24 protein-coding genes and 4 pseudogenes are annotated in these 26,151 nt (G+C 71.1%); 18 read left to right on the top strand and 10 right to left on the bottom strand.

Annotated elements, in window-relative coordinates; genetic code table 11:
- Positions 1-31: 31 nt before the first annotated feature.
- The 8 genes from J0P97_RS07615 (at position 32) to J0P97_RS07580 (ending at position 7,455) form a co-directional block, all read left to right on the top strand.
- On the top strand, positions 32-703 hold the full coding sequence (locus J0P97_RS07615) for a M23 family metallopeptidase (protein ID WP_215487177.1): 672 nt from the start codon (positions 32-34) through the stop codon (positions 701-703).
- Positions 703-1,593: a prolipoprotein diacylglyceryl transferase gene (gene lgt / locus J0P97_RS07610; RefSeq protein WP_215487175.1), complete on the top strand. Its 891-nt coding sequence runs from the start codon at positions 703-705 to the stop codon at positions 1,591-1,593. The genes J0P97_RS07615 and lgt overlap by 1 nt, the downstream gene beginning before the upstream one ends.
- Positions 1,571-3,217 carry a cytochrome c biogenesis protein ResB gene (gene resB / locus J0P97_RS07605; RefSeq protein ID WP_215487174.1) on the top strand — a complete coding sequence of 549 codons (1,647 nt, stop codon included), beginning with the start codon at positions 1,571-1,573 and terminating at the stop codon, positions 3,215-3,217. Before lgt ends, resB begins: the two co-directional genes overlap by 23 nt.
- Positions 3,201-4,196 carry a c-type cytochrome biogenesis protein CcsB gene (gene ccsB, locus J0P97_RS07600; protein WP_215487173.1) on the top strand — a complete coding sequence of 332 codons (996 nt, stop codon included), beginning with the start codon at positions 3,201-3,203 and terminating at the stop codon, positions 4,194-4,196. The genes resB and ccsB overlap by 17 nt, the downstream gene beginning before the upstream one ends.
- A gap of 27 nt (positions 4,197-4,223) precedes the next feature.
- Entirely contained in the window at positions 4,224-4,499 is a 276-nt protein-coding gene (locus J0P97_RS07595) for a hypothetical protein (RefSeq protein WP_215487172.1), read from the top strand.
- Positions 4,500-4,519: 20 nt separating this feature from the next.
- Positions 4,520-5,149, top strand: a complete 630-nt coding sequence (locus tag J0P97_RS07590) for a TlpA family protein disulfide reductase (RefSeq protein WP_215487171.1) — start codon at positions 4,520-4,522, stop codon at positions 5,147-5,149.
- A complete protein-coding gene (locus J0P97_RS07585; protein ID WP_005049586.1) occupies positions 5,149-5,877 on the top strand; it encodes a cytochrome c biogenesis CcdA family protein in 729 nt (242 codons plus the stop codon). The genes J0P97_RS07590 and J0P97_RS07585 overlap by 1 nt, the downstream gene beginning before the upstream one ends.
- Positions 5,878-5,973: 96 nt before the next feature.
- Entirely contained in the window at positions 5,974-7,455 is a 1,482-nt protein-coding gene (locus J0P97_RS07580; protein ID WP_215487170.1) for a hypothetical protein, read from the top strand.
- Positions 7,456-7,635: 180 nt separating this feature from the next.
- Here J0P97_RS07580 and J0P97_RS07575 read toward each other — a convergent pair whose 3' ends face one another.
- Entirely contained in the window at positions 7,636-9,549 is a 1,914-nt protein-coding gene (locus J0P97_RS07575) for a multicopper oxidase domain-containing protein (protein WP_215487169.1), read from the bottom strand.
- Between the two features lie 424 nt (positions 9,550-9,973).
- Here J0P97_RS07575 and J0P97_RS07570 point away from each other — a divergent pair, with 424 nt between their 5' ends.
- From J0P97_RS07570 to lnt, 3 genes are all read left to right on the top strand, one after another.
- Positions 9,974-10,420: a hypothetical protein gene (locus J0P97_RS07570; protein WP_036286063.1), complete on the top strand. Its 447-nt coding sequence runs from the start codon at positions 9,974-9,976 to the stop codon at positions 10,418-10,420.
- A 268-nt stretch (positions 10,421-10,688) separates the two neighbouring features.
- A complete protein-coding gene (locus J0P97_RS07565; protein ID WP_060960843.1) occupies positions 10,689-11,708 on the top strand; it encodes a flavin-containing monooxygenase in 1,020 nt (339 codons plus the stop codon).
- Positions 11,705-13,312: an apolipoprotein N-acyltransferase gene (gene lnt, locus J0P97_RS07560; RefSeq protein ID WP_157532490.1), complete on the top strand. Its 1,608-nt coding sequence runs from the start codon at positions 11,705-11,707 to the stop codon at positions 13,310-13,312. Before J0P97_RS07565 ends, lnt begins: the two co-directional genes overlap by 4 nt.
- Before the next feature lie 28 nt (positions 13,313-13,340).
- Here lnt and J0P97_RS07555 read toward each other — a convergent pair whose 3' ends face one another.
- From J0P97_RS07555 to J0P97_RS07530, 6 genes are all read right to left on the bottom strand, one after another.
- Positions 13,341-14,153 carry an alpha/beta fold hydrolase gene (locus J0P97_RS07555; RefSeq protein WP_223849008.1) on the bottom strand — a complete coding sequence of 271 codons (813 nt, stop codon included), beginning with the start codon at positions 14,151-14,153 and terminating at the stop codon, positions 13,341-13,343.
- A 78-nt stretch (positions 14,154-14,231) separates the two neighbouring features.
- Positions 14,232-14,849 carry a hypothetical protein gene (locus tag J0P97_RS07550; protein WP_135948657.1) on the bottom strand — a complete coding sequence of 206 codons (618 nt, stop codon included), beginning with the start codon at positions 14,847-14,849 and terminating at the stop codon, positions 14,232-14,234.
- Positions 14,850-14,879: 30 nt separating this feature from the next.
- Positions 14,880-15,158 (bottom strand): YHS domain-containing protein, encoded by a 279-nt coding sequence (locus J0P97_RS07545; RefSeq protein ID WP_005049577.1) that lies wholly within the window; start codon positions 15,156-15,158, stop codon positions 14,880-14,882.
- Positions 15,159-15,183: 25 nt separating this feature from the next.
- Positions 15,184-17,463: a heavy metal translocating P-type ATPase gene (locus J0P97_RS07540; protein ID WP_060960785.1), complete on the bottom strand. Its 2,280-nt coding sequence runs from the start codon at positions 17,461-17,463 to the stop codon at positions 15,184-15,186.
- On the bottom strand, positions 17,460-17,819 hold the full coding sequence (locus J0P97_RS07535) for a heavy-metal-associated domain-containing protein (protein ID WP_051498747.1): 360 nt from the start codon (positions 17,817-17,819) through the stop codon (positions 17,460-17,462). The genes J0P97_RS07540 and J0P97_RS07535 overlap by 4 nt, the downstream gene beginning before the upstream one ends.
- 46 nt (positions 17,820-17,865) lie before the next feature.
- Positions 17,866-18,150, bottom strand: a complete 285-nt coding sequence (locus tag J0P97_RS07530) for a metal-sensitive transcriptional regulator (RefSeq protein ID WP_005049572.1) — start codon at positions 18,148-18,150, stop codon at positions 17,866-17,868.
- A gap of 60 nt (positions 18,151-18,210) precedes the next feature.
- Between J0P97_RS07530 and J0P97_RS07525 the strand changes: the two genes are divergently transcribed.
- From J0P97_RS07525 to J0P97_RS07505, 5 genes and pseudogenes are all read left to right on the top strand, one after another.
- Complete coding sequence (locus J0P97_RS07525) at positions 18,211-18,798, top strand: AAA family ATPase (RefSeq protein WP_036286077.1); 588 nt, start codon at positions 18,211-18,213, stop codon at positions 18,796-18,798.
- On the top strand, positions 18,798-20,453 hold the full coding sequence (locus tag J0P97_RS07520; protein ID WP_215487168.1) for an ABC1 kinase family protein: 1,656 nt from the start codon (positions 18,798-18,800) through the stop codon (positions 20,451-20,453). Before J0P97_RS07525 ends, J0P97_RS07520 begins: the two co-directional genes overlap by 1 nt.
- A 39-nt stretch (positions 20,454-20,492) precedes the next feature.
- Positions 20,493-21,035 carry a type II glyceraldehyde-3-phosphate dehydrogenase gene (locus J0P97_RS07515; protein WP_246540026.1) on the top strand — a complete coding sequence of 181 codons (543 nt, stop codon included), beginning with the start codon at positions 20,493-20,495 and terminating at the stop codon, positions 21,033-21,035.
- Positions 21,036-21,061: 26 nt separating this feature from the next.
- Complete coding sequence (gene cmtR / locus J0P97_RS07510; RefSeq protein ID WP_060960787.1) at positions 21,062-21,421, top strand: Cd(II)/Pb(II)-sensing metalloregulatory transcriptional regulator CmtR; 360 nt, start codon at positions 21,062-21,064, stop codon at positions 21,419-21,421.
- Positions 21,418-22,971 (top strand): annotated as a pseudogene (locus J0P97_RS07505) (heavy metal translocating P-type ATPase); the annotation flags it as partial. The gene cmtR and the pseudogene J0P97_RS07505, both read left to right, overlap by 4 nt.
- Here the strand turns inward: J0P97_RS07505 and J0P97_RS07500 are convergent.
- The 3 genes and pseudogenes from J0P97_RS07500 to J0P97_RS07490 form a co-directional block, all read right to left on the bottom strand.
- Positions 22,859-23,577 (bottom strand): annotated as a pseudogene (locus J0P97_RS07500) (SDR family oxidoreductase). The pseudogenes J0P97_RS07505 and J0P97_RS07500 sit on opposite strands and share 113 nt — an antisense overlap.
- Positions 23,574-24,005 carry a cupin domain-containing protein gene (locus J0P97_RS07495; RefSeq protein WP_215487167.1) on the bottom strand — a complete coding sequence of 144 codons (432 nt, stop codon included), beginning with the start codon at positions 24,003-24,005 and terminating at the stop codon, positions 23,574-23,576. The pseudogene J0P97_RS07500 and the gene J0P97_RS07495 overlap by 4 nt, the downstream one beginning before the upstream one ends.
- Positions 24,005-24,328: a carboxymuconolactone decarboxylase family protein gene (locus J0P97_RS07490; protein ID WP_215487166.1), complete on the bottom strand. Its 324-nt coding sequence runs from the start codon at positions 24,326-24,328 to the stop codon at positions 24,005-24,007. The genes J0P97_RS07495 and J0P97_RS07490 overlap by 1 nt, the downstream gene beginning before the upstream one ends.
- A gap of 109 nt (positions 24,329-24,437) precedes the next feature.
- On the opposite strand from J0P97_RS07490, the pseudogene J0P97_RS07485 reads away from it, so the two are divergent.
- Together J0P97_RS07485 and istA are read left to right on the top strand one after the other, a co-directional pair.
- A pseudogene (locus tag J0P97_RS07485) lies at positions 24,438-24,836 on the top strand (helix-turn-helix domain-containing protein); the annotation flags it as partial.
- Between the two features lie 141 nt (positions 24,837-24,977).
- A pseudogene (gene istA / locus J0P97_RS07480) lies at positions 24,978-26,024 on the top strand (IS21 family transposase); the annotation flags it as partial.
- Positions 26,025-26,151 lie beyond the last annotated feature (127 nt).

The raw sequence follows: 26,151 nt of genomic DNA, 5'->3' as shown, positions 1-26,151 counted from the left end.
CGCGCCGCGCCGCACGCTCACCCGATCCCGGATGCTCGCCGGCGCGGTGATGCTCCCGGTCGCGTCGATCGCCGGACTGCCGTTGCTGATCCCGTTGACGCCGGAGCCGGTGTTCGCCGTCGAGGCGACCCGCACCCCGGTGCGCGCCCAGTCGTTCACCACCCCCGACACCGTCACCGGGACGGTGATGGTGCGCGGGGACTACACGGTGGCGGTGACCGCCCCCGTCGGGACCGAGTCGTACGCGCACACCGCGGACACGTTCACCAACGACCCGGCATCGGCGGTGCAGTGGCCGTTCACCGAGGGAGTGCCGATCAGCAGCACGTTCGGGTACCGCACCCCGCCATGCCCGTCCTGCTCAAATTTCCATGCCGGACTGGACATGACCCCCGGGATCGGCACCCCGATCCAGGCGATCGCCGACGGGGTGGTCACCACCGCGACGGAGCAGGGCGGCGCGTACGGGGTGTACGTGGTGATCCGGCACGAGATCGACGGGCAGGTCGTGGAAAGCGCGTACGCGCACATGCGGGAAGGGTCCCTCGCCCTGACCCCGGGACAGACCGTGCGGGTGGGGCAACTGGTCGGCCGGGTCGGGGACAGTGGACGCAGCTTCGGCGCACACCTGCACTTCGAGATCCGCACCGGAGGCGAAGCGGTGGACCCGCTGGCGTGGCTCCCGGCGAGGGTGAGGCCCTGATGGACGCACTCCTCATTGTGGCTCCGGCGCTGATCCCGAGCCCGGGGATCAGCTTCGTACAGGTCGGGCCGTTCCAGATTCGGTTCTACGCGCTGGCGATCCTGGCCGGGATCGTGCTGGCGGTGCTGATCACCGGCCGTCGGTTGCGGGCGGTCGGGCATCCGGCCGGGGCCGTGGTGGATGTGGCGATGTGGGCGGTGCCGTTCGGGATCCTCGGCGCCCGGATCTACCATGTGCTCACCCATCCGGGCGACTACTTCTTCCCTGGCGCGGACCTGTGGCGGGTGCTCTACATCTGGGAGGGCGGGATCGCGATCTTCGGCGCGATCCTGGGCGGGCTGGTAGGGATCGTGATCACCACCCGTCGCGCCGGGATCCCGGTGCTGCTGTTCCTGGACGCGCTCGCCCCGGGGATGCTGGTCGCCCAGGCGGTGGGGCGGCTGGGGAACTACTTCAACCAGGAACTGTTCGGCCCACCCACCACCTTGCCGTGGGGGCTGCAGATCGACCCCTCAGCTCCCGCGATCCCGCCGGGGACCCCGGCGGGGACCCTGTTTCATCCGCTGTTCCTGTACGAGCTGCTGTGGAACCTGGCCGGTGCCGCCGTGATCGTGCTGCTCGAGCATCACCGCCGCCGGCACGGCCGGATTACGTTGGGCGCCGGGCGGAGTCTGGGCGTGTACCTGCTGTGGTACGGGGCAGGGCGGGCGGCGCTGGAGTCCATCCGGCTGGATCCCACCGAGCTGCTCGCCGGCGGGCTGAAAGCGAACGTGCTCACCGCCCTGGTGGCCGCGGCATTGGGGGTCGGGCTGCTCGCCCACGCCTCCTGGCGCGCCCGCCGCCGCGCACCCGTCCAGGGGAGGGGGGATGCGCGTGTCGATCCGCAGTGAGCAGGCCCCGCAGCTGCCCGCCGATCACGTCGACCGGCCGGTGGACGAGCCCACGAATCCGCGCCTGAGCGTGTCGGGGTGGGCGCGGTGGGCGTGGCGGCAGCTGACCAGCATGCGCACCGCCCTGGTGTTGTTGCTGCTGCTCGCGGTGGCCGCGATCCCCGGGTCGTTGATCCCGCAACGCTCCTCCGACCCGAACGGGGTGATTCAGTTCGACAAGACCAACCCGGGCTGGATGTGGGCGGTGGACCTGCTGCAGCTGCACGACGTGTTCGGGTCGGTGTGGTTCTCCGCGATCTACCTGCTGCTGTTCGCGTCGCTGATCGGCTGCGTCATCCCCCGCATCCGCCACCACCTGACCGCGCTGCTCGCCCCGCCCCCGGCCACCCCCCGCAACCTGTCCCGCCTGCCCGCCCACACCCGCCGCGTCCTCCCCGACACGCCCCCCGGTGCGGTCTTGGACGCGGCCGAGAAGGCGCTGCGCCGGCAGCGGTACCGCACCCGCCGGGTCCGCGGCGACGACGGACGGGACTCGGTCGCAGCCGAGCGCGGCTACCTGCGGGAGACCGGGAACCTGCTGTTCCACGTGGCGCTGCTGGCGGTGCTGGTCGTGGTCGGCGTCGGCGGCGGGTTCCGGTTCACCGGGCAGCGGGTGCTGGTGGAGGGGCAGACGTTCGCGTCCACCCGGATCGCGTACGACTCGTTCACCGCCGGCCGGTTCATCACTGACACGCAGATCCCGACGTTCTCCCTCACCCTGGACCGGTTCCGCGTCGACTACGTCCTGGACAACGTCAACGCGCTCGGCATGCCGAAGACGTTCGACGCGCAGGTCACGACCACCACTGGCGGCACCCGGCAGGCCTCCAGCATCCGGGTCAACGAGCCGCTGTCGGTGGCTGGCACCGACATCTATCTGCTCGGCAACGGGTACGCCCCCACCCTCACCGTCCGAAACCCGGCCGGGAAGATCGTGTTCCGTGACACGGTCCCGTTCCTGCCGCAGGACGCGAATTTGACCAGCCTGGGGATCGTGAAGGTTCCCGACGGGCTGGCCGAGCAGGTCGGCCTGGTCGGGATGCTGTACCCCACCCGCGCGACCACCGCCTCTGGGGCGTTCGCGTCCAGCTACCCGGACCTGCTGGACCCGGTCGTCACCTTCAACGTGTACGTCGGCGACCTGGGCCTGAACACCGGGGTCCCGGTGTCGGTGTACGCACTGGATACCAGCACCCTCACCCAGATCGCCGGGCGCGGCACCCCCACCCCCGCCCTGCAGCTGGTCCCCGGCACCCCGGTTCCGCTGCCGGACGGGCTGGGCACGATCGAGCTCGGCCCGATCCCCCGGTTCGCGTCGCTGGAGATCGCCGCCGACCCCACCCAGACCCCCACCCTGATCGCCGCGGTCGCCGCGATGGCCGGGCTGGCCCTGTCCCTGTTCGTGCCCCGCCGCCGCCTCTGGGTCCGCACAACCACCGGCCGCCGCGGCGGCACGGTGCTGGAGGTCGCCGGGCTCGCCCGCGGCGACGACCCCCGCCTGCAACCCACCGTCGACACCCTCGCCACCCGCCTCACCCCGACCCCCACACCCCCTCGAGGAGGCTCTGATGACCCCGTTCCTTGACGCCCTGTCCCTGCTGCTGGTGTACTCCGCGATCGCGATCTACGCCGCCGCGTTCGTCGCCTACACCCTTCACCTCGCCCGCCGCGCCAGCACCCCTGCCGTCCCGGTCACCGCCCGGGTGCCGGTCACCGCCGGCGCCACCCGCACCACCGACCCGAACCTGGCAGGCACACCCCCCACCCCCGCCCCCGACACCACACCCGCCGCCGCTGTCCCGGGTGGCGGACGGGGTGCGGGGAAGGCGGCGCGGGTCGGGTTCGCGTTGACCGTGCTGGGCTGGGTGTTCCATCTTGCCGGGGTGGTGCTGCGCGGGGTCGCCGCGGACCGGGTGCCGTGGGCGAACATGTTCGAGTTCTCCCTCACCGGCACCGCGCTGATCATCGCCACTTTCCTGGCCGTGTCGCTGCGGGTGCGGTTGGCGTACCTGGGCAGCGCCGTGCTCGGGCTGACCGTGCTGCTGCTCGGCGTCGCGACGGTCAGCTTCTACGTCCCCGTCGTCCCCCTGATGCCCGCCCTGCAATCCGGGTGGCTGGTCATCCACGTGCTGGTCGCGCTGCTGGCGACCGCGTTCTTCGGGCTCGCGTTCCTCGTCTCCCTCACCTACCTGCTCACCACCCGCCGCCGGGGTCGCCCCTCCCGGCTCACCCGGCTGCGTGACAGTCTGCCCGGGCCGGAGGATCTGGACCGGCTCGCATACCGGCTGACGATCGTCGGGTTCATCCTGTGGACCTTCACCCTGATCGCCGGGGCGATCTGGGCCGGCCGCGCCTGGGGCAGGTTCTGGGGGTGGGACGTGAAAGAGGTGTGGACGTTCATCATCTGGGTGCTTTACGCCGGATACCTGCACGCCACCGCCACCCGCGGCTGGGCCGGCACCCGCGCCGCCTGGCTGTGCATCGTCGGCTTCGCCGCCGTGCTGTTCAACTTCGGCGTCGTCAACGTCTTCTTCACCGGCCTGCACTCCTACTCCGGACTGTGACCCGCCCCCTGCGAAAGGACCCCGCTCATGACCCGCACCACCCCCCGACCCGCCCCGGCTGAGGACCCGCAACGCGCCTGGCGGCGACACCGACTGCTCGTCCGGGTCGGCCAGGCCCTGATGGCCGCCGGCGCGATCGTCGCGATCATCCACTGGCTCGCGCACCTGGAAGTGTTCGGCCCCGGCCAGCCCCCCGGCTGGCTCGACCTGGTCGCCGGGTACCCGACCGGGGCGCTGCTGCTGATCACCGGCGCGATCCTCGCCGGCCGCCGCCGCCCCACCAGCAAGAGCACGAACACCTGACCGACCGGAGTGATCCCCGCATGCGCACCCCCACCGCCCTGACACGCCCACCCCGCCGCGCCGTCACCGCCGCCGCGGTCGCCGTGCTCGGCGTGCTCGCCCTGCTCCTGGCCGGGTGCATCGCCCAGACGCCCGGCCTGTTGTCTTCCTCCCCGTCCCCGGGGTATCTGTCCGCGGACGAGACCGTGCGGGAGATCCCCGCCGACCGGCGCGACGACCCGGTCGCCTTCACCGGCACCACCGACACCGGGGAGCAGGCGGATTCCACCGCGTGGGCGGGCTCGGTCGTCGTGGTGAACTTCTGGTACGCCGCCTGCCCGCCCTGCCGTGCCGAAGCGCCCGACCTGGAAGCCCTCGCCCAGACCTACCAGCCCGACGGTGTCGTGTTCATCGGCGTCAACGTGCGCGACAGCGCCGACACCGCCGCCGCGTTCGAGAACCAGTTCGGCATCACCTACCCGTCGATCCTGGACGCCACCACCGGCACGGTGCAAGCCGCGTTCGCCGGGAAAGCCGCCCCCGGCGCCGTGCCCACCACAATCGTCCTGGACCGCACCGGCCGGATGGCCGCCCGCATCATCGGGCAACTGCCTACCCGCACCACCCTCGCCGCCCTCATCGACACCGTCCTCGCCGAGACGAGCCCCTGATGGGGGAGATCATCACCGCCGGCAGCATCTGGGCCGCCCTCCCCCTAGCCCTCCTCGCCGGGCTGGTGTCCTTCGCCTCCCCCTGCGTGCTCCCCCTCGTGCCCGGCTACCTCGGCTACCTCACCGGCACCACCACCACCGCGGGGGTCTCCCGGTGGCGGGCGCTGGCCGGGACCGGACTGTTCACCCTCGGCTTCTCCGTCCTGTTCATCGGCTACGGGGCCGCGTTCGGCGCCCTGGGGGCCTGGCTCATCCGCTGGCAAGATCTCCTCACCCGCATCCTCGGGATCGTGGTCCTGCTGATGGGGCTCGTGTTCCTCGGCGTGTTCCGGCTCTTCCAACGCACCGCGAAACCCGCCATCCACCCACCCAGCGGGCTGGCCGGAGCTCCCCTGCTCGGCATCGCGTTCGGGCTCGGCTGGACCCCGTGCCTGGGCCCCACCCTCGCCGCGATCTCCGCCCTCAGCCTCACCACCGGCAACCCCGCCCGCGGCGCCCTCCTCGCCGTCACCTACTGCCTGGGCCTGGGGTTGCCCTTCATCGCCGCCGCCGCCGGCCTGAACTGGGCCACCGGAAGCATCACGTTCCTGCGCCGCCACATCCGCACCATCAACATCACCGGCGGGGTCCTCATGATCGCCACCGGCATCGCGATGATCAGCGGAGCCTGGACACTCCTCACCTCCAGCATCCAGAACCTCATCGGAGCCACCGTGCTCCCCCTCTAACACACCTCTAACACCCCGCTGCCGCCGGGAGCGGGGCCATGGCGTTAGCCGCCAGGGCCGGACCGGCTCCCTGCCGCATCACAGAAAGGACAGACCATGCGACCACACGGCAGCCGTGACCGCGCCCCCATCCCGTCCGAGCCGGACCCGGCCCGCGGTTCCCCGGCGCTGGGGGCAGGGGGCGTCTGGGTCGCCGCGGCGGCCGCGGCCGCCGGGGTTGGGTCGGCGTATTGGGACGACTCCTGGCACACCACCCTCGGCCGGGACAGCACCTTCATCCCTCCGCACCTGCTGCTGTATGCGTCGATCCTCACCGTCGGGGTCGTGATCGCCGGCTGGGGGTGGCGGCGGCTGGCCGCGACACGATCCGTGGCCGCCGTGTTCCGCACTCCCGGGTTCGCCCTCGCGGTCGCTGCGGCGGTCGCGACCGCGGCGGCCGCGCCCGCCGACGCGTTCTGGCACACCGCGTTCGGGCGTGACGCGGTGCTCTGGTCGCCCCCGCACCTGCTGTCGGTGATCGGCACCCTGTGCGTGCTGATCGGCCTGCTCACCGGCACCGACCGGCACGTGCCCGCCCCGCCGCGGATCGCCCTGGCCGCAGGCGTGCTGGGGGCGGCGCTGATCATCGTGATGGAATACGACACCGACGTGCCCCAGTTCACCGAGACCCTGTACCTGCCGCTGCTGCTGGCGACCACGCTCGGCGCGGCATGGGTGATCACCACCCTGGTCCCCGGCCGCACCCGCCTTGTCCTCGTCGTCGCCGTGTACCTGGTGTTCCGGGTGGTGCTGTGGGTGCTGCTCACCACCTCTGGGTGGCTCGCCCCCGACCTGCCGGTCGCGGTGGCCGGGCTCTTCCTGCTGGCCCTGCCCGTCCCCCGGTGGCGGTGGCCGGTGGCCGCCCTCGCCGTGACCACCCTGCAACTGCTGGCCTCCGGGACCGGGATCAGCAGCGTCCCACCCACCCCCGTCGCCTGGTCCGCCGTCGGCACCACCACGGTGATCATCGTCAGCATGATCGCCCTCACCGTGCGGCCGGGGACTCGCCTCCGATCCGGCGGCGCGGCCGCGGCCCTCACCCTTCTGCTGGTCGCCCTCGCCCCGCCCCCACCCGCGCAGGCGCACGACCCCGGCCAGGGCACCGCCTACGGCACCGCACAGATGACCGTCACCATCACCGGCATCCGCCTCACCGACGACACCGACCTCACCCCGTCCCGTCTGGTCGCCCGCCGCACCGGAGAGGACCTCACCGCGCCGCTGCGCGCACAACCCGGCACCCCGCCTCCCGGTACCTTCACCGGGGAACTGGCACTGCCGTCACCGGGGCTGTGGTTCGTGTACGCCCAGTTCGCCACCGGCGAACGCACCCTCGAAGTGTGGGTGCCCGTCGATCAGCAGCTCACCGGCCCGCAGAGCCAGCAGCGCAACCTCTACCAGCCCGTCACCGCCGCCGCCCCGCCACCGGGGCAGATCCTCCTCGGTGCCGTGCTCCTCGCCGTCTCGGCGGCGCTCACGGTCGCCGCGGCCGTCACCGTCGCCCGCCGCCGACGCGTCCTCCCTCCCGCGACCACCTGACCACGGCGAGGTCACCGCGCCCCGTTGCGGGCGGGCGGGCGATCTCGGCCCCCGGCAACCGAAACGGTCGGGCACGATCAGCTGGGCACCCCTGGCCTCGGCATGCTGTGCTGCCGGAGGGCGCGGACGTGACTCGACGCGGCAACGGCGATGACGGCGGGCTTCTTCGGCCCGTAGGGGTTATTCGGTGACGTTGATGATCATGGTCAGGCCGCCGGCGCCGTCGGTTTCGACGTTGTTGTTGGTGGTGTGGTGGTTGATGTGGCAGTGGATGAGCCACTGGCCGGGCTCGAGCGCGTTCCAGAGCACGTCGTAGCGTTGTCCAGGCCCGACGTTGATCGTGTCGGCCTGGAACTGCTGCGCCGTGGTGAGGGCCGCCCCGTCGCGGGCGACGACGGTGAACGGGCCGCCGTGGATGTGCATCGGATGGATGTCGATGGTGTTCGAGCCGATGAACCGCACCCGGAGGGTCTCGCCCACCTTCATGTCGATGGTCTCGGTGGCCGGGTATGCCTTCCCGTTGATGGTGAAGTAGTTCGGCATGCCCCCTTCCATCGGCATCGCCGGATAGGTCAGTCCCTCCCGGGACAGCCACTCCTGCAGCTGGATCGTGTACTCGCGATCGGCGGGCGGCTGCAGGCCAGGGTCGGCGGGGTCGATGATCAGCGCCCCGTACAGGCCGAGGGCCTGCTGCCGGTCGGCGTGATCGTGGGAGTGGTAGAAGAACGTGCCCCACTGCTTCACCGTGTACTCGTACCGGTAGGTGTCGCCGGGCTGGATGGGATCCTGGGTGATCCCGGCGGGCCCGTCCATCTCGTTGGGCACGTCCAGGCCGTGCCAGTGCACGGTTGTGGACTCGTCGAGCTCGTTGGTGACGTCGATGCGGATCCGGTCGCCCTGGGTGACCTGCAGCCGAGGCCCCGGGATCTGCCCGTTGTACGCGTACGCGTCGACGGTGACGCCGGGGAGGATCTCCCAGCGGATCTGCGACACGGTCAGCTCGAACACCCTCACCCCGTCCTCGACGCGGGCAGGTTCCAGCACCTCATCACCGCGGGTGTCCACGTCGTACGCGGCGGTCGCGGCCCGCGGGTCGACGGCGGCCATGTCCCGCATCGCCTCGGCGGGGGTGTCACGGGTCATGATCATCCCGGGCGGCATGATCAGCCCACCGACGTCGTGCGCGCTGAGAGTCATGTTGACGGCGTTCGCGGGGGCGACCATCCCGACCACGAGCGCGATCGCGGAGAACGCGCCGACCACGGTCAGCTGCGGCACGGTCACCGCTCCGGCGCCAGAAGGCTGGTGCGCCTCATGCCCCGACCCCGGCGACGACGCACAGCCCGCCGCCTGGTCGTGGCCGGCGTGCGCCTCCGGCCGCGGGCTGTGCTGCGCGTGCGCGTCATGCTCCTGGGGGTGGGTGGCGGGCTGGGGGCGGACGGTCATCAGACCGTGCTTGAGGCCCTTCTTCACCATCCACACGTTCACGGGGTAAGCGAGCACGAACCCGACCGCGATCCCGAAACTCATCACCGCCCAGAACAGCAACTCGGTGGGCAGCATGGCCCGCATGTCGCGGCCCATCATCAGCAGCGACATCACCGGCGCCATGCCCGCCATCATCAAGTTCATGCTGATGAACTCGGGCAGGAACGAGCGGCGCACGTTCTGCCAGTAGCTGCCGCCCATCATGTTCTTCATGAACAGGGCCTGGAACACGAACAACCCGAACGCGAACCCGGCGGCGTACTCGATGATCAGATCCAGCCACATCGGCAGGCCCAGCGACGCGACGACGACGGCGGCGACGATGATGCCGGTGGCATCGCCCGCGACGCAGTGGATGGTCGAGCCGATGCCCTGCTTCCACAGCGGCCGGGTGAACTCCTCATGCTCTCCCGGCCGTGGCTCCTTGTCCGCGAGCACATACAGCAGCGCCCCGATCGGCCCCAGGTAGAGGGTGACCAGGATGAAGCCCCACTTCATCACCGCCGGCTCCGGGTTGTGACGGAACTGGTCCACCCCGACCCAGATCGTGCTGATCGCGACCAGCACGAACCAGGCGACCAGGAAATAGTCGATCGGTTGAATCAACCTCGCCCGCCTCTCCCTCGCACACGACTCCCCCACACCTTATACCCCCTATAGGTATTCTTTCAATCGGCGCCGCCTCGGGTGCCGACGGGTGCACGTGCCCGGTGGGGCGAACCTGACGCAGCCGAGACGATCGCGGCGGAGTTCAGCGACCCGTGCCGTCCTCAACGGCGCCGCCGAAGAAGTCCGCACCGGCAGACTCGACCCCGACGGCGTCACGGCGATCCTGCTGCCCGCCTTGACCGACACCACGGCACCCCGAGGGCACTGATCCTTCCGCTCAGGAGACGGACGTCGTTCGCCGATAATCGAGAACGACGTGCCGGTGGACGCGATGTGGCTGCTCTGTCGGCGAAGGCGTGGAAGGCCTGCGGCCGGGCGAGATCCGGGAGACGCAAAGGTCGGATTGGTACAGTGAGGGACTATGCCCCGCGACCCCCGATCCCGGCCCGACCGGGTCATCGCGGCGGGGTGGTGGTCGGGGCGGCTGCTGACCATCCTGGGCCTGGCACTTGTGCTCATCATCGGCGGCTGGACCACCTCCCACACCACGGCTGACGCGCACGCCGACACCAGTGCGGGCTCCCCCGTCGCGACCGGCTCTACCCCAGACTCGGGGGCACCGGTGGAGGGCCGGACGGCGTCGTCCTCTGCGGGGGTGTCCGTCGATGCGTCCGGGGCGTGGGGGTGCCTGATCGGGGTGGTGTGCACGCTGCTGGTACTGGCGGCCGTGACGGCTTCCCGGCTCCAGGGCCGGCTGCGGATACTGCGGGTATCCCGTCCGGTGCGCGCGCCGCTGCTGGTGCCGGTGCCCGTGTCGCGGCGTCCGGCCGCGCCCTCACTGCTGCTGTTGTCGATTTCCCGAACCTGAGATCCGGCATGCCGCCCACCCATGGGCGGCGTCTTCCCGCCCGCCCGTGTGCGGGCGCTGTGTGATGCCGATTTCTAGGTTTGGAGAATGTCTTGACGACCCGTATCACGGCGGCCCCCTTCGCCGGTCCGGTGCCGACGGCTGCGGCCGGTCACCGCCGCCCACCCGGCCCCGCTCGGCCCCGTCCGGCCCCGTCCCGCCGCGGCGCCGGCGCGATCATCCTCCGTCCATTCCCGCCCCGGCCCTCTTCTGCGGGGAGGGGGTGGTGATGCGGTCGGGGTTGACGCATCGGCGGGCGATCATCGTCGGGGCCGGGCAGGCCGGGCTCGCGGTGGCCGCCGCGCTGATCGGGTTGGGGTTCCGGCCGCAGCAGGAGTTCGTGGTCGTCGACGCCGCCACGGACCGGCAACGCAGTTGGGCGTCCCGGTGGCATTCGATGCGGCTGCTATCCGACGCCCGCCACAGCACGCTGCCAGTCCGGCCTCTACCGGTGGACCCGCACGAGCACCCGCGGGCGGATGAGATCGCGAACTACCTGGACCAGGTGCAGCACACCCTGGGGGTGGACCCGTTCTGGGGGTTGCGTGTGGTCGGGGTGGAACGCGTCGGTCACGGGTCGGTGCTGCAGCTGCAGACCGCAGAGGGCGACGTGCAGACCCGCAACGTGGTGTGCGCGACCGGCGCCGCCACCCACCCCCGCATCCCTGCGTGGGCGCAGCAGCTGCGGGTGCCCGGGGTGGTGCTGCACAGCGCCCACTACCAATTCCCCCGGCAGGTGCCCACCGGGCGGGTGCTGATCGTCGGCGGCGGAAACAGCGGCGTGCAGCTGGCGCGAGAGCTATCCACCTCCCACGAGGTCACCCTCGCGGTCCGCACCCGGCGCCCGCACCGACCCGCCCGTACCTTCCCCGTCCACGCCCGGGCAGGCTCGTCCTGGCTGGGTCGCCCACCCGCCGTGCAGCCGGTGTTCGGCGACAGCTACCATGCGCTGCGTCACGCGGGTGTGGCGGTCGCCCCGGCGGTGACCGGCGCGGACGGCGGGCAGGTCACGTTCGCCGATGGCAGCACCCTCGCCCCGGACTCGGTAATCCTCGCCACCGGGTACGACCCCGGCGAGGACTGGCTCCCCGCCGAGGCGACCGCAGCCCGGTCCCGCCCGGCGATGACCGGGCTGCCGGGCTTGTTCGTCGCCGGGATCCCCGCCCACAGCCGCCCCGGAGCGGACACCCTCGCCGGGGTGTCCCGGGACGCCGCCGTAATCGCCCGCACCATCGCGGACCGGCCATGACCGCCACCCCGACGACCCTCCAGGACCCGCACGGACGCCCCCAACCCACCCCGCCGAACCGCCGCGCCCGGGCGGTGATGCCATTGGCGATGGCGTTGCCGGTCGCGGCAGCCGCGGCGGTGCTGATGGATCTCGCCTACCCGGAGGTGGGATTCTGGCCGGCCGCGTTCGCCGCGACCGGGCTGCTGCTTCTCGCCCTGATCGGCCGGAGCGTGTGGGGGGCGGTGGCGGTCGGGGCGGTGTTCGGGTTGCTGTTCTTCGGGCTGCTGGTGTCCTGGACGACCCGGTATCTCGGGCCGGTGCCGTGGGCGGCACTGACCGTGGTGGAAGGGACCCTGACCGCGGTCGGGATCATCCCGCTGGCACTCGCCTACCGGTGGGTGCCGCGCGCCGCCCCCGGCCCGGTCGGACGCCTGCTCCTGCTGCCGGGCCTGGTGGCCGCGTTGTGGACGGGCCGGGAGGTGCTGCTGGGCGCCTGGCCGTACGGGGGGCTGCCGTGGGCGCGGCTCGGGATCACCCAAGCCGACAGCCCCCTCGTTCAGACGGTGTCCTGGGTCGGGGTGAGCGGGCTCACCTTCCTGATGGTCTTCACCGTCGCCGCCGCGATCGAAGCCATCCGGACCGGCCGGTGGCGTCGCCCGTTCCCCGCCGCCGTACCCGCCGTCACCACCCTGATGCTGGTCCTGGTCCCGGCGTTTCCCACCACACCGGCCGGGACGATGCGGGTCGGGGCGGTGCAAGGCAACGGCCCGTCCGGGTACTTCGACCAGCGCACCGTGGGGGCGATCGCCCGGGCGCAGGGGGACGCGACCGGCCCGGTGCTCGACGCGGATGTGGATCTGGTGGTGTGGCCGGAAGGGCTGGATGCTGACCCGTTCCAGACCCCGTGGCTGGCCGAGTATCTCACCGGCATCAGCACCCGGGCAGGTGCCCCGCTGCTGGCGAACGCGGCCACCACGGCGGGCGGCAACATCTACAACACGTCGTTCCTGTGGGACCCGGCCACCACCGGTGCCACGCCGCAGCGGGAGCAGGTGCAGACGCACGCGAAACGCCACCCGGTGCCGTTCGGCGAGTACGTGCCCGACCGGGCGTTCTACACCCTGCTCGCCCCCGACCTGGTCGGGCTGCTGCAACGCGACTACGCGCACGGCACGGACGTGCCGCTGGTCACCGTCGGCGGTGTGCCGGTGGGGTTGGCGATCTGCTTCGACGTGATCTACGACGAGGTCATCGCCGAGAGCATCACCGCCGGTGCGGAGCTGCTGGTGTTCCAGACCAACAACGCCGACTTCCGCGGCACGGACGAGAACCTGCAGCAGCTCGCGGTCGCCCGGATCCGCGCGGTAGAGACCGGCCGTACCGTGGTGAACGTCTCCACCGTCGGCACCAGCCAGATCATCCGCCCCGACGGCAGCACCCTCACCGGTCTGCCCGCCGGACAGGCCGGGGCGCTGATCGCCGACACCGACCTGCGCACCGGCATCACCCCCGCCGTCCTCATCGGGCAAGGCGTCTCCGCTGTCACCTTGTGGGGTGGGCTGGGTGGTCTCGCCCTCACCGGCGCGATCGCCTGGCGGCGGCGCACCCCTGCTGTGGCCTGACTAGGCATGCCCGCCAGACAACCCGGGGTTATCCTGCGGGTGGGAGGACGAGGCGGCGGATCTCCGCAGCGATCAGATCTGGTTCTGTGGCGGGGATGTAGTGGCCGGAGCGGGCAGCGACCACGTGCCGGCCCTGCCGGGACTGTGCGGCCCGATACCGCCCGGCGGCGGTCGCGGCATCCCGGACCCGTCGCGGCATACCGTCCGCGAGACTGCCGGAGATGACGGTGACCGGGACATCGGGCAGCGCCGGCGGGTCGCCCTGCCAGGCGTGCAGCTCGGTGAGGAAGGTGCGCGCTTGCCGACCCTGGGTGACCACCACCGCGGGCCGGAACGCCTCCCGGTGAAGATCGGCCCGCACATCCTCGGGCATCCCCTCCCCGAGGAACCGGAAGAACCGCTCCAGCATCCCCACCCGGGCCAGCACCCACTCCACGGCGATCACGATCTTCTCCCCGACCCGGAACCGCATACCGAACAGGAGGTCCGCTGCCTCATCGGTCGGATCCACCAGCACCAGCCCGGCCACCCGGTCCGGGCGGCGGGACGCGGCCAGCCGCACCATCGGGCCGCCCGCGGAATGCCCCACCTGCACGAACCCGCTGCTCGGCTCGAGGCCGTCCAGCAGATCGTTCAGGTCGTCGGCCATCCGGTCCAGGGTGCGCCCTGCACTATCCGGGACGGACCGACCCAGCCCCGCCCGGTCATACACCACGGCCCGCGTGAACGCGGCGACCCGGGTCTGCACCGACGCCCAGGTGGAGCGGGTCGCCGCCGATCCCGCCTCGAACACCACCGTCGGCACCCGGGGCCCCGGCGGGGCCCGGCAGCACCATCGCATAAGGGGCGCGCCCGCCACGGGTGCGCACCCACACCGGCTCCCCCTGCGTGTGCACACGCTCCCCCGCCATGACCCGCCCTACCGGTCCGTGCCCTGGCGGGAGGCGCCGGTCGCGGCGCGGTGGGCCTTCTCCCGCAGGGCCAGCAGGGCGAGGGTGTCGTCCTTGATCTGGGTGCGGCCGAGGATGCCCCAGTGCGCGCTCAGGTGGTCTTCGAGGTAGCGCAGCACCCGGGCGAACGGGACGGTGTGCCACGGCGCCCCCGCCCCGGGCGGGGAGGTGGGGTTGCCGAACACGACCGTGCGGATCGTGCGCCCTTCCGGCGCCACCGTCCGTCCCGTTTCCAGCAGTTCGGCGACCAGCCGGGCGGCATCGGTCGGGGCGCAGCACCCGAACCGGGTGAACGCGGCTTCCAGCACGGCCGGGTCCCGCATCGCCGGGTTGGGGTGCGGGCGGCCTTCCTTGACCTCGCCGACGATCATGTCCGCTCCGCCCCCGGCACCCAGGGCCGGGTCCAGCGGTGCGTCGACGGTCCCGGACGCTCCCGGTGCGCGGTGCAGCCGTACGGCGAGGATGTCCAGGTCGGTGATGGTGCGGGGACCGCCGGGACCGGTGGCGTCCAGCACGGGGTATTCGGCGACGGTGAAGTAGCCGTTGACCCGCAGGTACGCCTGCACCAGCCCGACCGCCGTGTCCACCCTCTATCTCCGACCGGGTTATCTGGCCGGTCAGGCGGCGTGCGCGTAGCGGGCCGGGTCGGCGTCGAACAGCGGCCCGCACTCGGCGCAGCAGAACCAGTACCGGCTGCCCTGGTAGTCGCGGAACAGGCCGCGCTGCTCGGCCCAGGCCGGGTCGACCTGGTTGCCGGGCATCACCGGACAGGTCACCAGGTTCGTCGCCCCCGCCGGCGGCTCGTGATGGTGATGCTCGTGCGCACCATGCTCGTGTCCTCCATGGTCGTGCCCGTGCGTGTGGTCGTGCCCGGAGTGGTCGTGGTCGTGGGACATGGTGTGTCTCCTTCTCGAGCGATGGTTAGGCCTGGACGGGCGCGGGCTCTCGGGTGGCGGGGGCGCCGGCACGGGTCGGGGTGGGCAGGGGGCGGAAGCGGCGCAGGCGGAGGCTGTTGGTGACGACGAACACGCTGCTGAACGCCATTGCCGCGGCGGCGAGGATGGGGTTGAGCAGGGCGAGCATCGCGACCGGGATCGCGGCGACGTTGTACGCGAACGCCCAGAACAGGTTCCCCTTGATCGTGCCCAGGGTGCGGCGGGCCAGCCGGATCGCGTCCGGGACCAGCATCAGGTCGCCGGAGACGATGGTCAGGTCCGCGGCGGTGATGGCCGCGTCGGTGCCGGTGCCCATCGCGATCCCGAGGTCGGCGGCGGCGAGGGCTGCGGCGTCGTTGACGCCGTCGCCGACCATCGCGACCACCCGGCCCGCGGCCTGCAGGTCGCGGATGGTGTCGAGCTTGCCCTGCGGGGTGACCCCGGCGCGGACGTCCTCGATCCCGGCCTGGTTGGCGATCGCGCGGGCGGCGCCGGGGTTGTCGCCGGTGAGCAGGATCGGGGTCAACCCGAGCTCCCGGAGCCGTGCGACCGCCTCACGGCTGGTGGGTTTGATGGTGTCGGCGACGCTGATCGCCCCGCGCACCTGCCCGTCCCACGCCACCACCGTCACCGTCGCCCCCGCCGCCTCGTCCGCCGCGATGGTCGCGGCGAGCTCGGCGGGGATGGGGAGCGCCCATTGGGTGGTGATCCAGGAGGCGCGGCCGGCGGCGACCAGGCGGCCGTCGACGATGCCCTGCACGCCTTGACCGGCCTCGGCGGCGAATGACTCCACGGCATCCGTCGGGCCGTCGGCTGCGGCGGTGATGGCGCGGCCGATGGGGTGCTCGGAGCCGTGCTCGAGCGCCGCGGCGAACCGGATCAGCTCCGCCTCATCGGTGCCGGGAGCGGGGTGGATGCCGGTGACGGTCATGGTGCCGGCGGTGATGGTGCCGGTCTTGTCGAGCACGACGGTGTCGATGCGGCGGGTCTGCTCGAGCACCTGGGGTCCGCGGATGAGGATGCCCAGCTGGGCGCCGCGGCCGGTGCCGACCAGCAGAGCGGTCGGCGTCGCCAGCCCCAGCGCGCACGGGCAGGCGATGATCAGGGTGGTCACCGCGGCGGTGAAGGCGACCTCCAAGGGCGCCCCCGCGATCAGCCACCCGGCGAACGCGGCCAGGGCGAGGACGATGACGATGGGGACGAAGACGGCCGACACCCGGTCGGCGAGGCGCTGCACCTGGGCCTTGCCGGTCTGCGCCTCCTCGACCAGCCGCGCCATCCGGGCCAGCTCGGTGTCGGCGCCGACGCGGGTGATCTGCACGAGCAGGCGCCCGCCGGTGTTCACAGTCGCGCCGACCACGCGGGAGCCGGGGGCGACTTCGACCGGCACGGACTCGCCGGTCAGCATCGACTCGTCCACCGCGGACATTCCCTCGGTGACGAGGCCGTCGGCGGGGATCTTCTCACCCGGCCGCACCACCACGACATCACCCGGAACGAGCTGTGCGACGGGGACGCGCTGCTCAGTGCCTTCGCGGAGGATCACTGCGTCCTTGGCGCCGAGCTCCAGCAGGGCGCGCAGGGCCTCGCCGGACTGCCGCTTGGCACGAACCTCGAGGTAGCGGCCGAGGAGGATGAACACGGTCACCAGCGCGGCGACCTCCAGGTACACCTCGTGGCCACCGGCCTGCGGGGTGCCGACGAAGGTGACGCTCATCCGCATTCCCGGCATCCCCGCACCGCCGAAGAACAGCGCGTACAGCGACCAGCCGAACGCGGCCAGCACCCCGACGCTGATCAGAGTGTCCATCGTCGCCGCCCCGTGCCGGGCATTGATCGCCGCGGCGCGGTGGAACGGCCACGCCCCCCACACCACCACCGGCGCGGCCAGGGTGAGCGTGAGCCACTGCCAGTAGGTGAACTGCAGGGCGGGGATCATCGACAGCACCGCGACCGGCACCGCCAGCACCGCCGAGACGATCAGCCGCTGCCGCAGCGACGCCAGCTCATCGTCCCGCGGGATGGTCTGCTCAGCCGTGTCGGGCACAGGCGGGGCTGGGAGGCTCGCTCCGTACCCCGCCTGCTCGACCGCCGCGATCAGCTCCTCCACCGGCACCGGGGCCTCCGAGTGCACGCGGGCCTTCTCGGTGGCGAAGTTGACCGTCGCCTCCACCCCGGGCAGCTTGTTCAGCTTCCGCTCGACCCGCGTCGCGCACGACGCGCAGGTCATCCCGGTGATGTCGAGATCGACGTCCAGCGTGCTCATGAGGCTGCGGCGAGGCTGTACCCGGCCTCCTCCACCGCCGCCCGCACCCGCTCCGCATCCACCGGCGTCGCGCTGGACACCGTCACCGTGGACACGCCACCGGCGTGCAGATCGACCGCGACGTCGGAGACACCGTCGATCGCGGAGACCTCCTCGGTGACGCTACGCACGCAGTGCGCGCAGGTCATCCCCTCCACCAGGAACTGCGCCGACACGGTCTCACCCGCCGCCGTCTGCTGCGCCGGCGCGCCGGTGTCGGTGGCTGCCGTGGCGTGGGAGGTGGGGCTGCAACAGGCGCAGCCACCGCCGGTGCTGGTCGCCTGCAGGCCGAGGTCCTGGAATCCCTGTCCGGTCATGATGTGCTCCCTTCAAGAGCGTTGAACGATGTGAGTGGGGACGACGTTAGGAGCGCACGAGGCGCGCGATCGCGGCGTTCGCCTCGCGGAGCTTCTCCTCCGCGAGCGGGCCGCCTTCGGCGGTCGCCTGCGCGACGCAATGCGCGAGGTGGTCTTCCAGCAGCGACAGCGCGACGGACTCCAGCGCCTTCGTCGCCGCCGACACCTGGGTCAGCACGTCGATGCAGTACACGTCCTCGTCGATCATCCGCGCGATCCCGCGCACCTGACCCTCCGCGCGGCTCAGCCGCGCCAGCAGCGCCGGCTTGTTGTCCACATACCCGTGTGCCATCTCGCACCTCCACCCACAATCTACCATACCCTGTAGGGGTACAGGGTGTAGGGTGAGGTCATGACCGGCATCCAGGAGCCGCGGCCCGCACAGACCACCCGTTGGCACGTCGTGACGGGCGGTCCCAGCTCGGGCAAGACCACCACGGTCAACCTGCTGCGGGGCCGCGGGTACACGACCACAATCGAGCACGCCCGCCACTACATCGACCTGCAACGGATCACCGGGCGCAGCACCGCGGAGGTGCGGGCACGGCAGAGCGAGTTCCAGCGCGCCGTCGTCGACATGCAGATCGAGCAGGAACGCTCCCTCGACCCGCAACAGACCGTGTTCCTGGACCGTGCTCTGCCGGACTCGCTCGCCTACTACCGCTTCCTCGGCCTCGCCCCCGGCACCGCCCTGCTGGGCGCGCTGGCCGGCGCCCGGTACGCGACGGTGTTCCTGCTTGACCTGCTCCCGCTGGCGTCCGACTACGCGCGCACCGAGGACCCCGCCGCGCAGCGGCGCATCCACGACCTGCTCGGGCTGGTGTACCAGGAGCTGGGCTTTCCCGTCGTCACCGTCCCCGCACTCGCCCCCGACGCGCGCGTCGACTTCATCCTCGAACGAGCATCGGCCGGCACTCCAGCCGAGAGGGGCGTGAGCTGATGGGCGCGGGGAGTAGCCGGTACCGGCAGATCGGGGCCGTGCTGCGCCGGCACGGACTCGGCGTCCTGGCCGGCGTGCTGGGCCTGGGCGGCTTGGTGCCGTTCCACCGCGGCGCCCTCGGACACGCCCGGCAGGAGGACCCCTACACGAACCCCGAGCATGTGCGGGTCGCGTTGGAGGAGCTCGGGCCGACGTTCGTGAAACTGGGCCAGATCCTCTCCACCCGGCACGATCTGCTCCCCGCGGCATGGGTCGCCGAGTTCGCCAAACTGCAGGACGACGTCGCCGCGGCACCGTGGGAGGGCATTCGGGACGTGCTCCGTGAAGAGCTCGGCGCCGACCCAGAGCACGTGTTCGCCCAGTTCGACCCGGTGCCGCTGGCGGCGGCGTCCATCGGGCAGGCGTACGTGGCAACTCTTCACGACGGCACCGAGGTCGTCGTGAAGGTGCGCCGGCCCGGCGTGGTCGCGCAGGTGCATGAAGACCTGGACATTCTCCGCAACCTCGCCGACCGCGCCGACCGGCGCTGGGATGCCATCCGGCAGTACGACCTGCCCGGGCTGGTGGAGGAGTTCTCCCGCACGCTGCGTGCCGAGCTGGACTACCTGCAGGAGGCCCGCAACGCCGAACGGTTCGCGCAGGAGTTCGCCCACGCGGCGCGGGTGCGGATTCCCCGCGTGCACGGGGAGACCACGACCTCGCGCGTGCTGACCCTGGAGCGGATGAGCGGGGTGCGGATCGACGACCTGGAGGGCCTGGACGCCGCCGGCATCGACCGGGTCGCACTCGCGCGGCTGGGTGCCGACATCGTGCTCACGATGGTGTTCGACAACCGGTTCTTCCATGCCGACCCCCATCCCGGGAACATGTTCGTGCAGCCCGACGGCGCGCTCGCGCTGATCGACTTCGGGATGGTCGGGGAGCTCACCGAACAGACCACGGACGGCCTCGCCGGCATCGTGCTCGCCTTCACCCGCGACGACCCGGACACCCTCACCACCGCCCTGATAGAACTCTCCCGGACCGCCGACGTCGTCGACCGGGCAGGGCTGCGGCAGGCGATCACCGCGTTAACGGCCCGCTACCGGGGCCGTTCGCTGTCGGAGATCAGCCTCGCAATCATGCTCCAGCAGCTGCTCGGCATCCTGCAGCAGCACCAGCTGCACCTTCCGCAGGAGACGGCGCTGCTGTTCAAAGTGCTGATGATGGCCGAAGGGACCGCGGCGCGGCTGGATCCGGACTTCCAGATGCTCGACGCCCTGCAGCCCTACGCTGAGCAGCTCACCCGCGCCCAGCTGTCCCTGCCGGCTCTGGCCCGGCGATGGGCGCGCGCGGGAGCCGACACCGGGGCACTGCTCACCGAGCTGCCCGCCACCCTGAGCCGGCTCCGGCATCTCCTCGAAGACGGCGGGTTCGAGGTGCACCTGCGCGCGACGGAGCTGGAACCTCTCGTCGGGCGCGCCGAACGCGTCGGCAACCGTGTCGTCGCGGGAATGATCGCCGCCGCGCTGATCAGCGGGATCGGCACCCTCGTCGGCGGGAACACGAAATGGCGCTCCCGGGAAGGCGTCCTGATCGGCGCCGGGACCGGCACGATCGGCGCCCTCGGCAGCTATCTGCTGTGGACGCTGCGGCGCCGCCGACCCCGCCCCTGACCCGCGCACGGCTCAAGAACACCACGAAAGGAGACGAAGATGGACAGGATCAGAGTCGGCGTCAACGGGTACGGAGTGATCGGCAAGAGGGTCGCCGACGCCGTCCACGCCCAACCCGACATGCACCTGGTGGGCGTCGCGGACATCGTCACCGACTGGCGAATACAATCCGCCGTCCCGCGGCTGCCCGTATTCGCCGCCACCCCCGACGCGCACAGCGGCATGGTGGACACCGGCATCCGCCCCGAGGGAACCCTCGACGATCTCCTCGCGCAGAGCGACGTGATCGTCGATACGACCCCCAAGCACGTCGCCGCCGGAAACCTGCCCCGCTACCAGGCGGCGGGAATAAAGGTGATCGTGCAGGGCGGGGAAGCGCACTCGACCACCGGGCACTCCTTCGTCGCCCAGGCCAACTACGCCACCGCGCTCGGCCGGGACCTGACCCGGGTGGTGTCCTGCAACACCACCAGCATCGTCCGCGTCCTCGGCGCGCTCGAAAACGCCGGGCTGCTGCTGCGCGCCCGCGGGGTTACTGGTAGGGCCGAATGTCGCAGGGTGCACTATTCATCCTGGGATTAGTTCAGTCAACACTGTATGATCAGTGCATGCTGACCATTGCTCCACGTCTCGACGTCATGAACCGGCTCGGCCGGGCCATGGCGGACCCGACGCGCTCCCGGATACTGATGACCCTGCTCGACGGCCCCAGCTACCCGGCGGTGCTCTCGCGTGAGCTGGAGCTGACCCGCTCGAACGTCTCGAACCACCTGACCTGCCTGCGCGACTGCGGCATCGTGGTCGCCGAGCCGGAAGGGCGGCAGACGCGCTACGAGATCGCGGACCCGCACCTCGCGGCGGCGCTGACCGCGCTGGTGGACGTGACGCTCGCGGTGGACGAGCACGCGCCCTGCATGGACGCTTCGTGCACGGTGCCGGGCTGCTGCGGGACGGGAGCGGGCGCGTGAGCGCGGCGTGCGGCTGCGAGCACGACGAGCCTGAGACCGCAGTCGGCGAAGAGGCCGAGGAGGCGGAGCGCCCCTGGTGGCGGGACCGCGGGATCATGGTCCCGGTCTTCTCCGGTGTGGCGTTCCTCACCGGTCTGGCGCTGGAGTGGTCCGGGATGGAGATCCCTGCGCTGGTGCTGTTCTGGATCGGCCTGCTGCTGGGCGCGTCGACGTTCACGCCGGGCGCGATCCGGAACCTCTTCAAGGGCAAGCTCGGCATCGGGCTGCTGATGACCATCAGCGCGGTCGGCGCGGTGATCCTCGGCTACGTCGAGGAGGCCGCAGCGCTGGCATTCCTGTACTCGATCGCCGAGGCGCTGGAGGACAAGGCGATGGACCGTGCCCGCGGCGGGCTGCGGGCACTGCTCAAGCTCGTCCCGGAGACCGCCACCATCCGCCGCGACGGCGTCTCGGTCGAGGTCGCCGCGAAGGATCTGGCTGTCGGGCAGCTGATGTTGGTGCGGCCGGGTGAGCGGATCGCGACCGACGGCGTCGTCCGCACGGGACGTTCCAGCCTGGACACGTCCGCGATCACCGGGGAGTCGATCCCGGTCGAGGTCGAACCCGGCGATGCCGTCTCCGCCGGCGCAATCAACACCGCCGGGGCACTGGAGGTCGAAACGACCGCGGCAGGCACCGACAACTCACTGACCACGATCGTCGACCTCGTGGAGAAGGCTCAGGCGGAGAAGGGCGACCGCGCCCGCCTCGCCGACCGCATCGCCCGCCCTCTCGTCCCGGGCGTGCTGATCCTCGCCGCCCTGGTCGCGATCATCGGCTCGCTGCTCGGCGACCCGGAGCTGTGGATCACCCGCGCCCTGGTCGTGCTGGTCGCGGCATCGCCCTGCGCACTGGCGATCTCCGTGCCGCTGACCGTGGTCGCGGCGATCGGCTCGGCGAGCAAGTTCGGCGTGATCATCAAGTCCGGTGCCGCGTTCGAGCGGTTCGGCGTGATCCGCCACGTCGCCGTCGACAAGACCGGCACCCTCACCCGCAACGAGCCCGCCGTCACCGCCGTCCTCACCGTGGACGGTGTGAGCGAGGCGGAGGCGCTGGCGTGGGCGGCCGCTCTGGAGCAGCACAGCACCCACCCCCTCGCCGCCGCGATCACCGCCGCAGCGCCGGATGCCCCTGCGGCGGAGGGCGTGACCGAGCAGGCCGGGCACGGCATCGAGGGCGAGCTCGCCGGCGCGCGGATCACCGTCGGCAGCCCGCGCTGGCTCGACGCCGGGACCCTCGGCGACCGGGTCGCGGGGCTGGAGGAGCAGGGCATGACAGTCGTGATCGTCCACCGCGGCGGCGTCCCGGTCGCCGCGATCGGCGTCCGCGACGAGCTGCGCCCCGAGGTCCCTGAAGTGGTCCGCACCCTCGCGACCCAGGGCATCGGGGTGACCATGCTCACCGGCGACAACGCCCGCACCGCCCGCGCCCTCGCTGCGCATGCAGGGATCGATGACGTCCGCGCCGAGCTGCGCCCCGAAGACAAGGCCGCCGCGATCGCAGAGCTCGGTGCGAAACGGCTTCGCGTGTGGCGTCGTGGGTGATGTGCGAGGGGAGCTCGGTGTCGACGACGCCCGGTTCAATGAGGGTCACGCGCACGTTGGGGAGAAGTTCCTGACGGAGGGACTCTGACCAGCCGTTGAGCCCCCACTTCGTCGCCGCGTAGACGCCGTCGCCTGCGCGGGCGGTGTGCCCGGCGACGGACGACAGGTTGATGACGTCGCCGGGCGCTTCGCGCAGCTGGTCGAGGAACACTTCGGTCGCGGTGATCGCGCCGAGGAGGTTGATGTCGATCATGTTGCGGTAGTCGTCGCGCTGCGCGGACGCGAATGGGCCGAGGAGCATGATGCCGGCGTTGTTGACCAGTACGTTCGCTCCGCCGAGTTCCTGCTGCACGCGGTCGGCGGCTGCGACGAGCTGCTTACGGTCGGTGACATCGGCCTGGATCGGGAGTGCGCCGGCCCCAGCTCAGCGGCGAGAGCCGAGATCCGGTCAGCACGTCGTGCGAGCAATGCGACCCGGTACCCGGCGGAGTGGAGAGCGCGGGCGGTTGCGGCGCCGATGCCGGAGGAGGCGCCGGTGATGACGGCAACCCGAGGGGTGGTGTTCTCGTTCATGGGTTGGAAGGCCTTTCGTTGTGGGTGAGAGCGGAGGCGTATTCCTCCGCGGTGATGTGTTCGGCCCACTCGACAGCGGAGTCCTTCTCAGATGGGGCGAGGGTGCTGACGGCGAGGTGTTCCATGAAACTGTCGTCCGCGGCGCCGTGCCAGTGCCACTCTCCCGGCGGAGTGTGAACGCTCTGGCCTGCGCCCGCGATGATTGTCCGACCATCGCGGGTGTGCACTACGGCGGTTCCCTGCGTGATGTGGAGGGTCTGCCCATGGCGGTGGACGTGCCAGGCGGTGCGCGCGCCGGGGGCGAATCGGACCAGAGCAACTGTCGCGTATCCAGGCGGTTGGGGGCGGGCGATGGTGTCGACCCACACGTCGCCGGTGAATCGATCCGATGGTCCCCGCACCGTCGCGCCCCGAGGATCGATGTGCATCAGTCCGCCGGCTCTGCGAACACACGCTTCGCGACATGCACGGCCGACATCGCCCGAGGCCACCCCGCGTAGGACGCGAGGTGCACGATCGCTTCGACGAGCTCGGCGTCGGTGAGGCCGTTCTGTCGGGCAAGACGCAGGTGGCTTTCCAGCTGTTCCGTGCTGCCGGTGCTGATCAGGCTGGCGACGGTGACGAGGCTGCGATCGCGCGGAGACAGCTCCGGTCGCCTCCACACGTCACCGAACAGCACCTCGTCGGTGAGGTCAGCGAGCTTCGGTGCGATGTCCGCGACGAGCTGCTGTGCTCGCGTCTTCTCGGCCATGACGATTCCCCTTTCCGCAACGTTCATCCATGGTCACCCCCGCGCGAACCACGAGCCAGGTAACGCTGTCACCCCTCGCGAAGATCGCGGATGTTCGTATGCTCGGCTCATGGACAACCGGTCGGAGGTCCGCGACTTCCTGACGACGCGGCGGGGACGTTTGACACCCGAGCAGGCTGGCATCACCCCGTTCGGAGGCGCTCGACGCGTTCCCGGGCTGCGTCGGGAGGAGCTCGCGGTGCTCGCGGGCGTCAGCGTGGACTACTACGTACGCCTCGAACGCGGAAACCTGACCGGCGTATCCGAGAGCGTGCTGCACTCCCTGGCAGGCGCACTGCGACTCGACGACACCGAGCGTGCGCACCTGTTCGATCTGGCTCGAAACGCAAACAGCGTGGGGCTACGGCCCCGCGCCTCGGTCACCAGCCGGGTGAGGCCTGGCCTGCAGCGTCTTCTCGACTCGATGTCAGGCCCTGCGTACCTCCGCAACGGTCGGCTCGACCTGCTCTGTCTGTGACAGGTTGAAGTGGCCCCGTTGTGACGGCTTGGTTTGGCCCCGCTTGCGACTTGCCGGGGTGGTTGTGACGGTTTGATTTGGCCCCACCTCATCGTGGTCTCGTCTGGCAGGTTGTCGACGGAGAGGGCCGGGATGGTGTCCAGGGTGGATTTGTTCGCGAGTATCCGGAGGGATGCGCGTGTTGAGGGGTTGTCGGTTCGGGAGCTTGCTCGCCGACATAGCGTGCACCGGCGAACGGTGCGAGCTGGACTTGAGTCCGCGGTCCCTCCTCCGCGGAAAACGCCCGTCCGAACAGCTGGCCGCCTGGAGCCGTTCAAGCCGCACATCGAGCGCATGCTAATCGAGGATCTGGATGCGCCGCGGAAGCAGCGCCACACCGCACGACGCATCCTCGCTCGGCTGATCGACGAGCACGGCGCCGCCGACCTGTCGTACTCCACCGTCCGTGATTACGTCCGGGTGCGGCGGGCGGCGGTGGAGATCGCGGCGGGCCGGCGGGTGGAAGCGTTCGTCCCGCAGGAGCATGTCCCCGGGTATGAGGCGGAGGTCGATTTCGGTGAGGTCTGGGTGGTGCTGGCGGGGGTGAAAACGAAGTGTCACCTCTTCGCGTTCCGGCTCTGCTTCTCGGGCAGGGCGGTGCACCGCATCTATCCGACCCAGGCGCAGGAAGCATTCCTGGAGGGTCATATCGCCGCGTTCCACACCATCGGCGGGATCCCGACCGGGCAGATCAAATACGACAACCTGACCGCCGCGGTCCAGTCGGTGCTTTATGGGCAGGGTCGGGCTCGGGTGGAGAACGACCGGTGGGTGCTGTTCCGTTCCCACTACGGGTTTGACTCCTTCTATTGTCAGCCGGGGATAATGGGCGCGCATGAGAAGGGCGGCATCGAGGGCGACGTTGGACGGTTTCGCCGGACCTGGCTCTCCCCGATGCCAGTGGTCGATTCCCTCGCGGAACTCAACGAGAAGGTCATCGCCTGGGATCAGGTCGACGAGGACCGTCGGATCGGGTCCCGGATCCGCACCGTCAAAGCGGACTACGCCCTGGACCGTGACGCTCTCGCTGCGTTGCCGGTCGATGATTTCGATCCCGGCTTACCGCTGACGCCGCGGGTTGACCGTTCCTCGCTGATCACAGTGCGGATGGCGAAATACTCCGTCCCGTCCCGGTTCATCTGAAGCGCCCTGGGTCTGATGGAGACTCGCGCTATTTGATTCCCACCAGCTGATCGGTGGTGGTTTGGCCAGCATAGAACGTCTCCTCGAACTCGGCCGGCGGGACGTCGCCGAGGTAGCCGTGGAG

Origin of the sequence: Microbacterium flavum, from assembly GCF_018717645.1 — a bacterium.
GTDB lineage: Bacteria > Actinomycetota > Actinomycetes > Actinomycetales > Microbacteriaceae > Microbacterium > Microbacterium flavum.
The sequence above is the reverse complement of the archived record's forward strand: the minus strand, read 5'-3'. Positions and strand labels throughout refer to the sequence as shown.

Bases quoted from the DNA above. Each gene is read 5' to 3' on its own strand.
- J0P97_RS07580 (WP_215487170.1), top strand. From the start codon at position 5,974: ATGCGACCACACGGCAGCCGTGACCGCGCCCCCATCCCGTCCGAGCCG.
- J0P97_RS07615 (WP_215487177.1), top strand. From the start codon at position 32: ATGCTCGCCGGCGCGGTGATGCTCCCGGTCGCGTCGATCGCCGGACTG.
- J0P97_RS07590 (WP_215487171.1), top strand. From the start codon at position 4,520: ATGCGCACCCCCACCGCCCTGACACGCCCACCCCGCCGCGCCGTCACC.
- J0P97_RS07570 (WP_036286063.1), top strand. From the start codon at position 9,974: ATGCCCCGCGACCCCCGATCCCGGCCCGACCGGGTCATCGCGGCGGGG.
- ccsB (WP_215487173.1), top strand. From the start codon at position 3,201: ATGACCCCGTTCCTTGACGCCCTGTCCCTGCTGCTGGTGTACTCCGCG.
- J0P97_RS07525 (WP_036286077.1), top strand. From the start codon at position 18,211: ATGACCGGCATCCAGGAGCCGCGGCCCGCACAGACCACCCGTTGGCAC.
- J0P97_RS07495 (WP_215487167.1), bottom strand. From the start codon at position 24,005: ATGCACATCGATCCTCGGGGCGCGACGGTGCGGGGACCATCGGATCGA.
- J0P97_RS07565 (WP_060960843.1), top strand. From the start codon at position 10,689: ATGCGGTCGGGGTTGACGCATCGGCGGGCGATCATCGTCGGGGCCGGG.
- resB (WP_215487174.1), top strand. From the start codon at position 1,571: ATGCGCGTGTCGATCCGCAGTGAGCAGGCCCCGCAGCTGCCCGCCGAT.
- J0P97_RS07545 (WP_005049577.1), bottom strand. From the start codon at position 15,158: ATGTCCCACGACCACGACCACTCCGGGCACGACCACACGCACGGGCAC.
- J0P97_RS07515 (WP_246540026.1), top strand. From the start codon at position 20,493: ATGGACAGGATCAGAGTCGGCGTCAACGGGTACGGAGTGATCGGCAAG.
- J0P97_RS07585 (WP_005049586.1), top strand. From the start codon at position 5,149: ATGGGGGAGATCATCACCGCCGGCAGCATCTGGGCCGCCCTCCCCCTA.
- J0P97_RS07595 (WP_215487172.1), top strand. From the start codon at position 4,224: ATGACCCGCACCACCCCCCGACCCGCCCCGGCTGAGGACCCGCAACGC.
- J0P97_RS07555 (WP_223849008.1), bottom strand. From the start codon at position 14,153: ATGCGATGGTGCTGCCGGGCCCCGCCGGGGCCCCGGGTGCCGACGGTG.
- J0P97_RS07535 (WP_051498747.1), bottom strand. From the start codon at position 17,819: ATGACCGGACAGGGATTCCAGGACCTCGGCCTGCAGGCGACCAGCACC.
- J0P97_RS07490 (WP_215487166.1), bottom strand. From the start codon at position 24,328: ATGGCCGAGAAGACGCGAGCACAGCAGCTCGTCGCGGACATCGCACCG.
- J0P97_RS07530 (WP_005049572.1), bottom strand. From the start codon at position 18,150: ATGGCACACGGGTATGTGGACAACAAGCCGGCGCTGCTGGCGCGGCTG.
- lgt (WP_215487175.1), top strand. From the start codon at position 703: ATGGACGCACTCCTCATTGTGGCTCCGGCGCTGATCCCGAGCCCGGGG.
- J0P97_RS07520 (WP_215487168.1), top strand. From the start codon at position 18,798: ATGGGCGCGGGGAGTAGCCGGTACCGGCAGATCGGGGCCGTGCTGCGC.
- cmtR (WP_060960787.1), top strand. From the start codon at position 21,062: ATGCTGACCATTGCTCCACGTCTCGACGTCATGAACCGGCTCGGCCGG.
- lnt (WP_157532490.1), top strand. From the start codon at position 11,705: ATGACCGCCACCCCGACGACCCTCCAGGACCCGCACGGACGCCCCCAA.
- J0P97_RS07540 (WP_060960785.1), bottom strand. From the start codon at position 17,463: ATGAGCACGCTGGACGTCGATCTCGACATCACCGGGATGACCTGCGCG.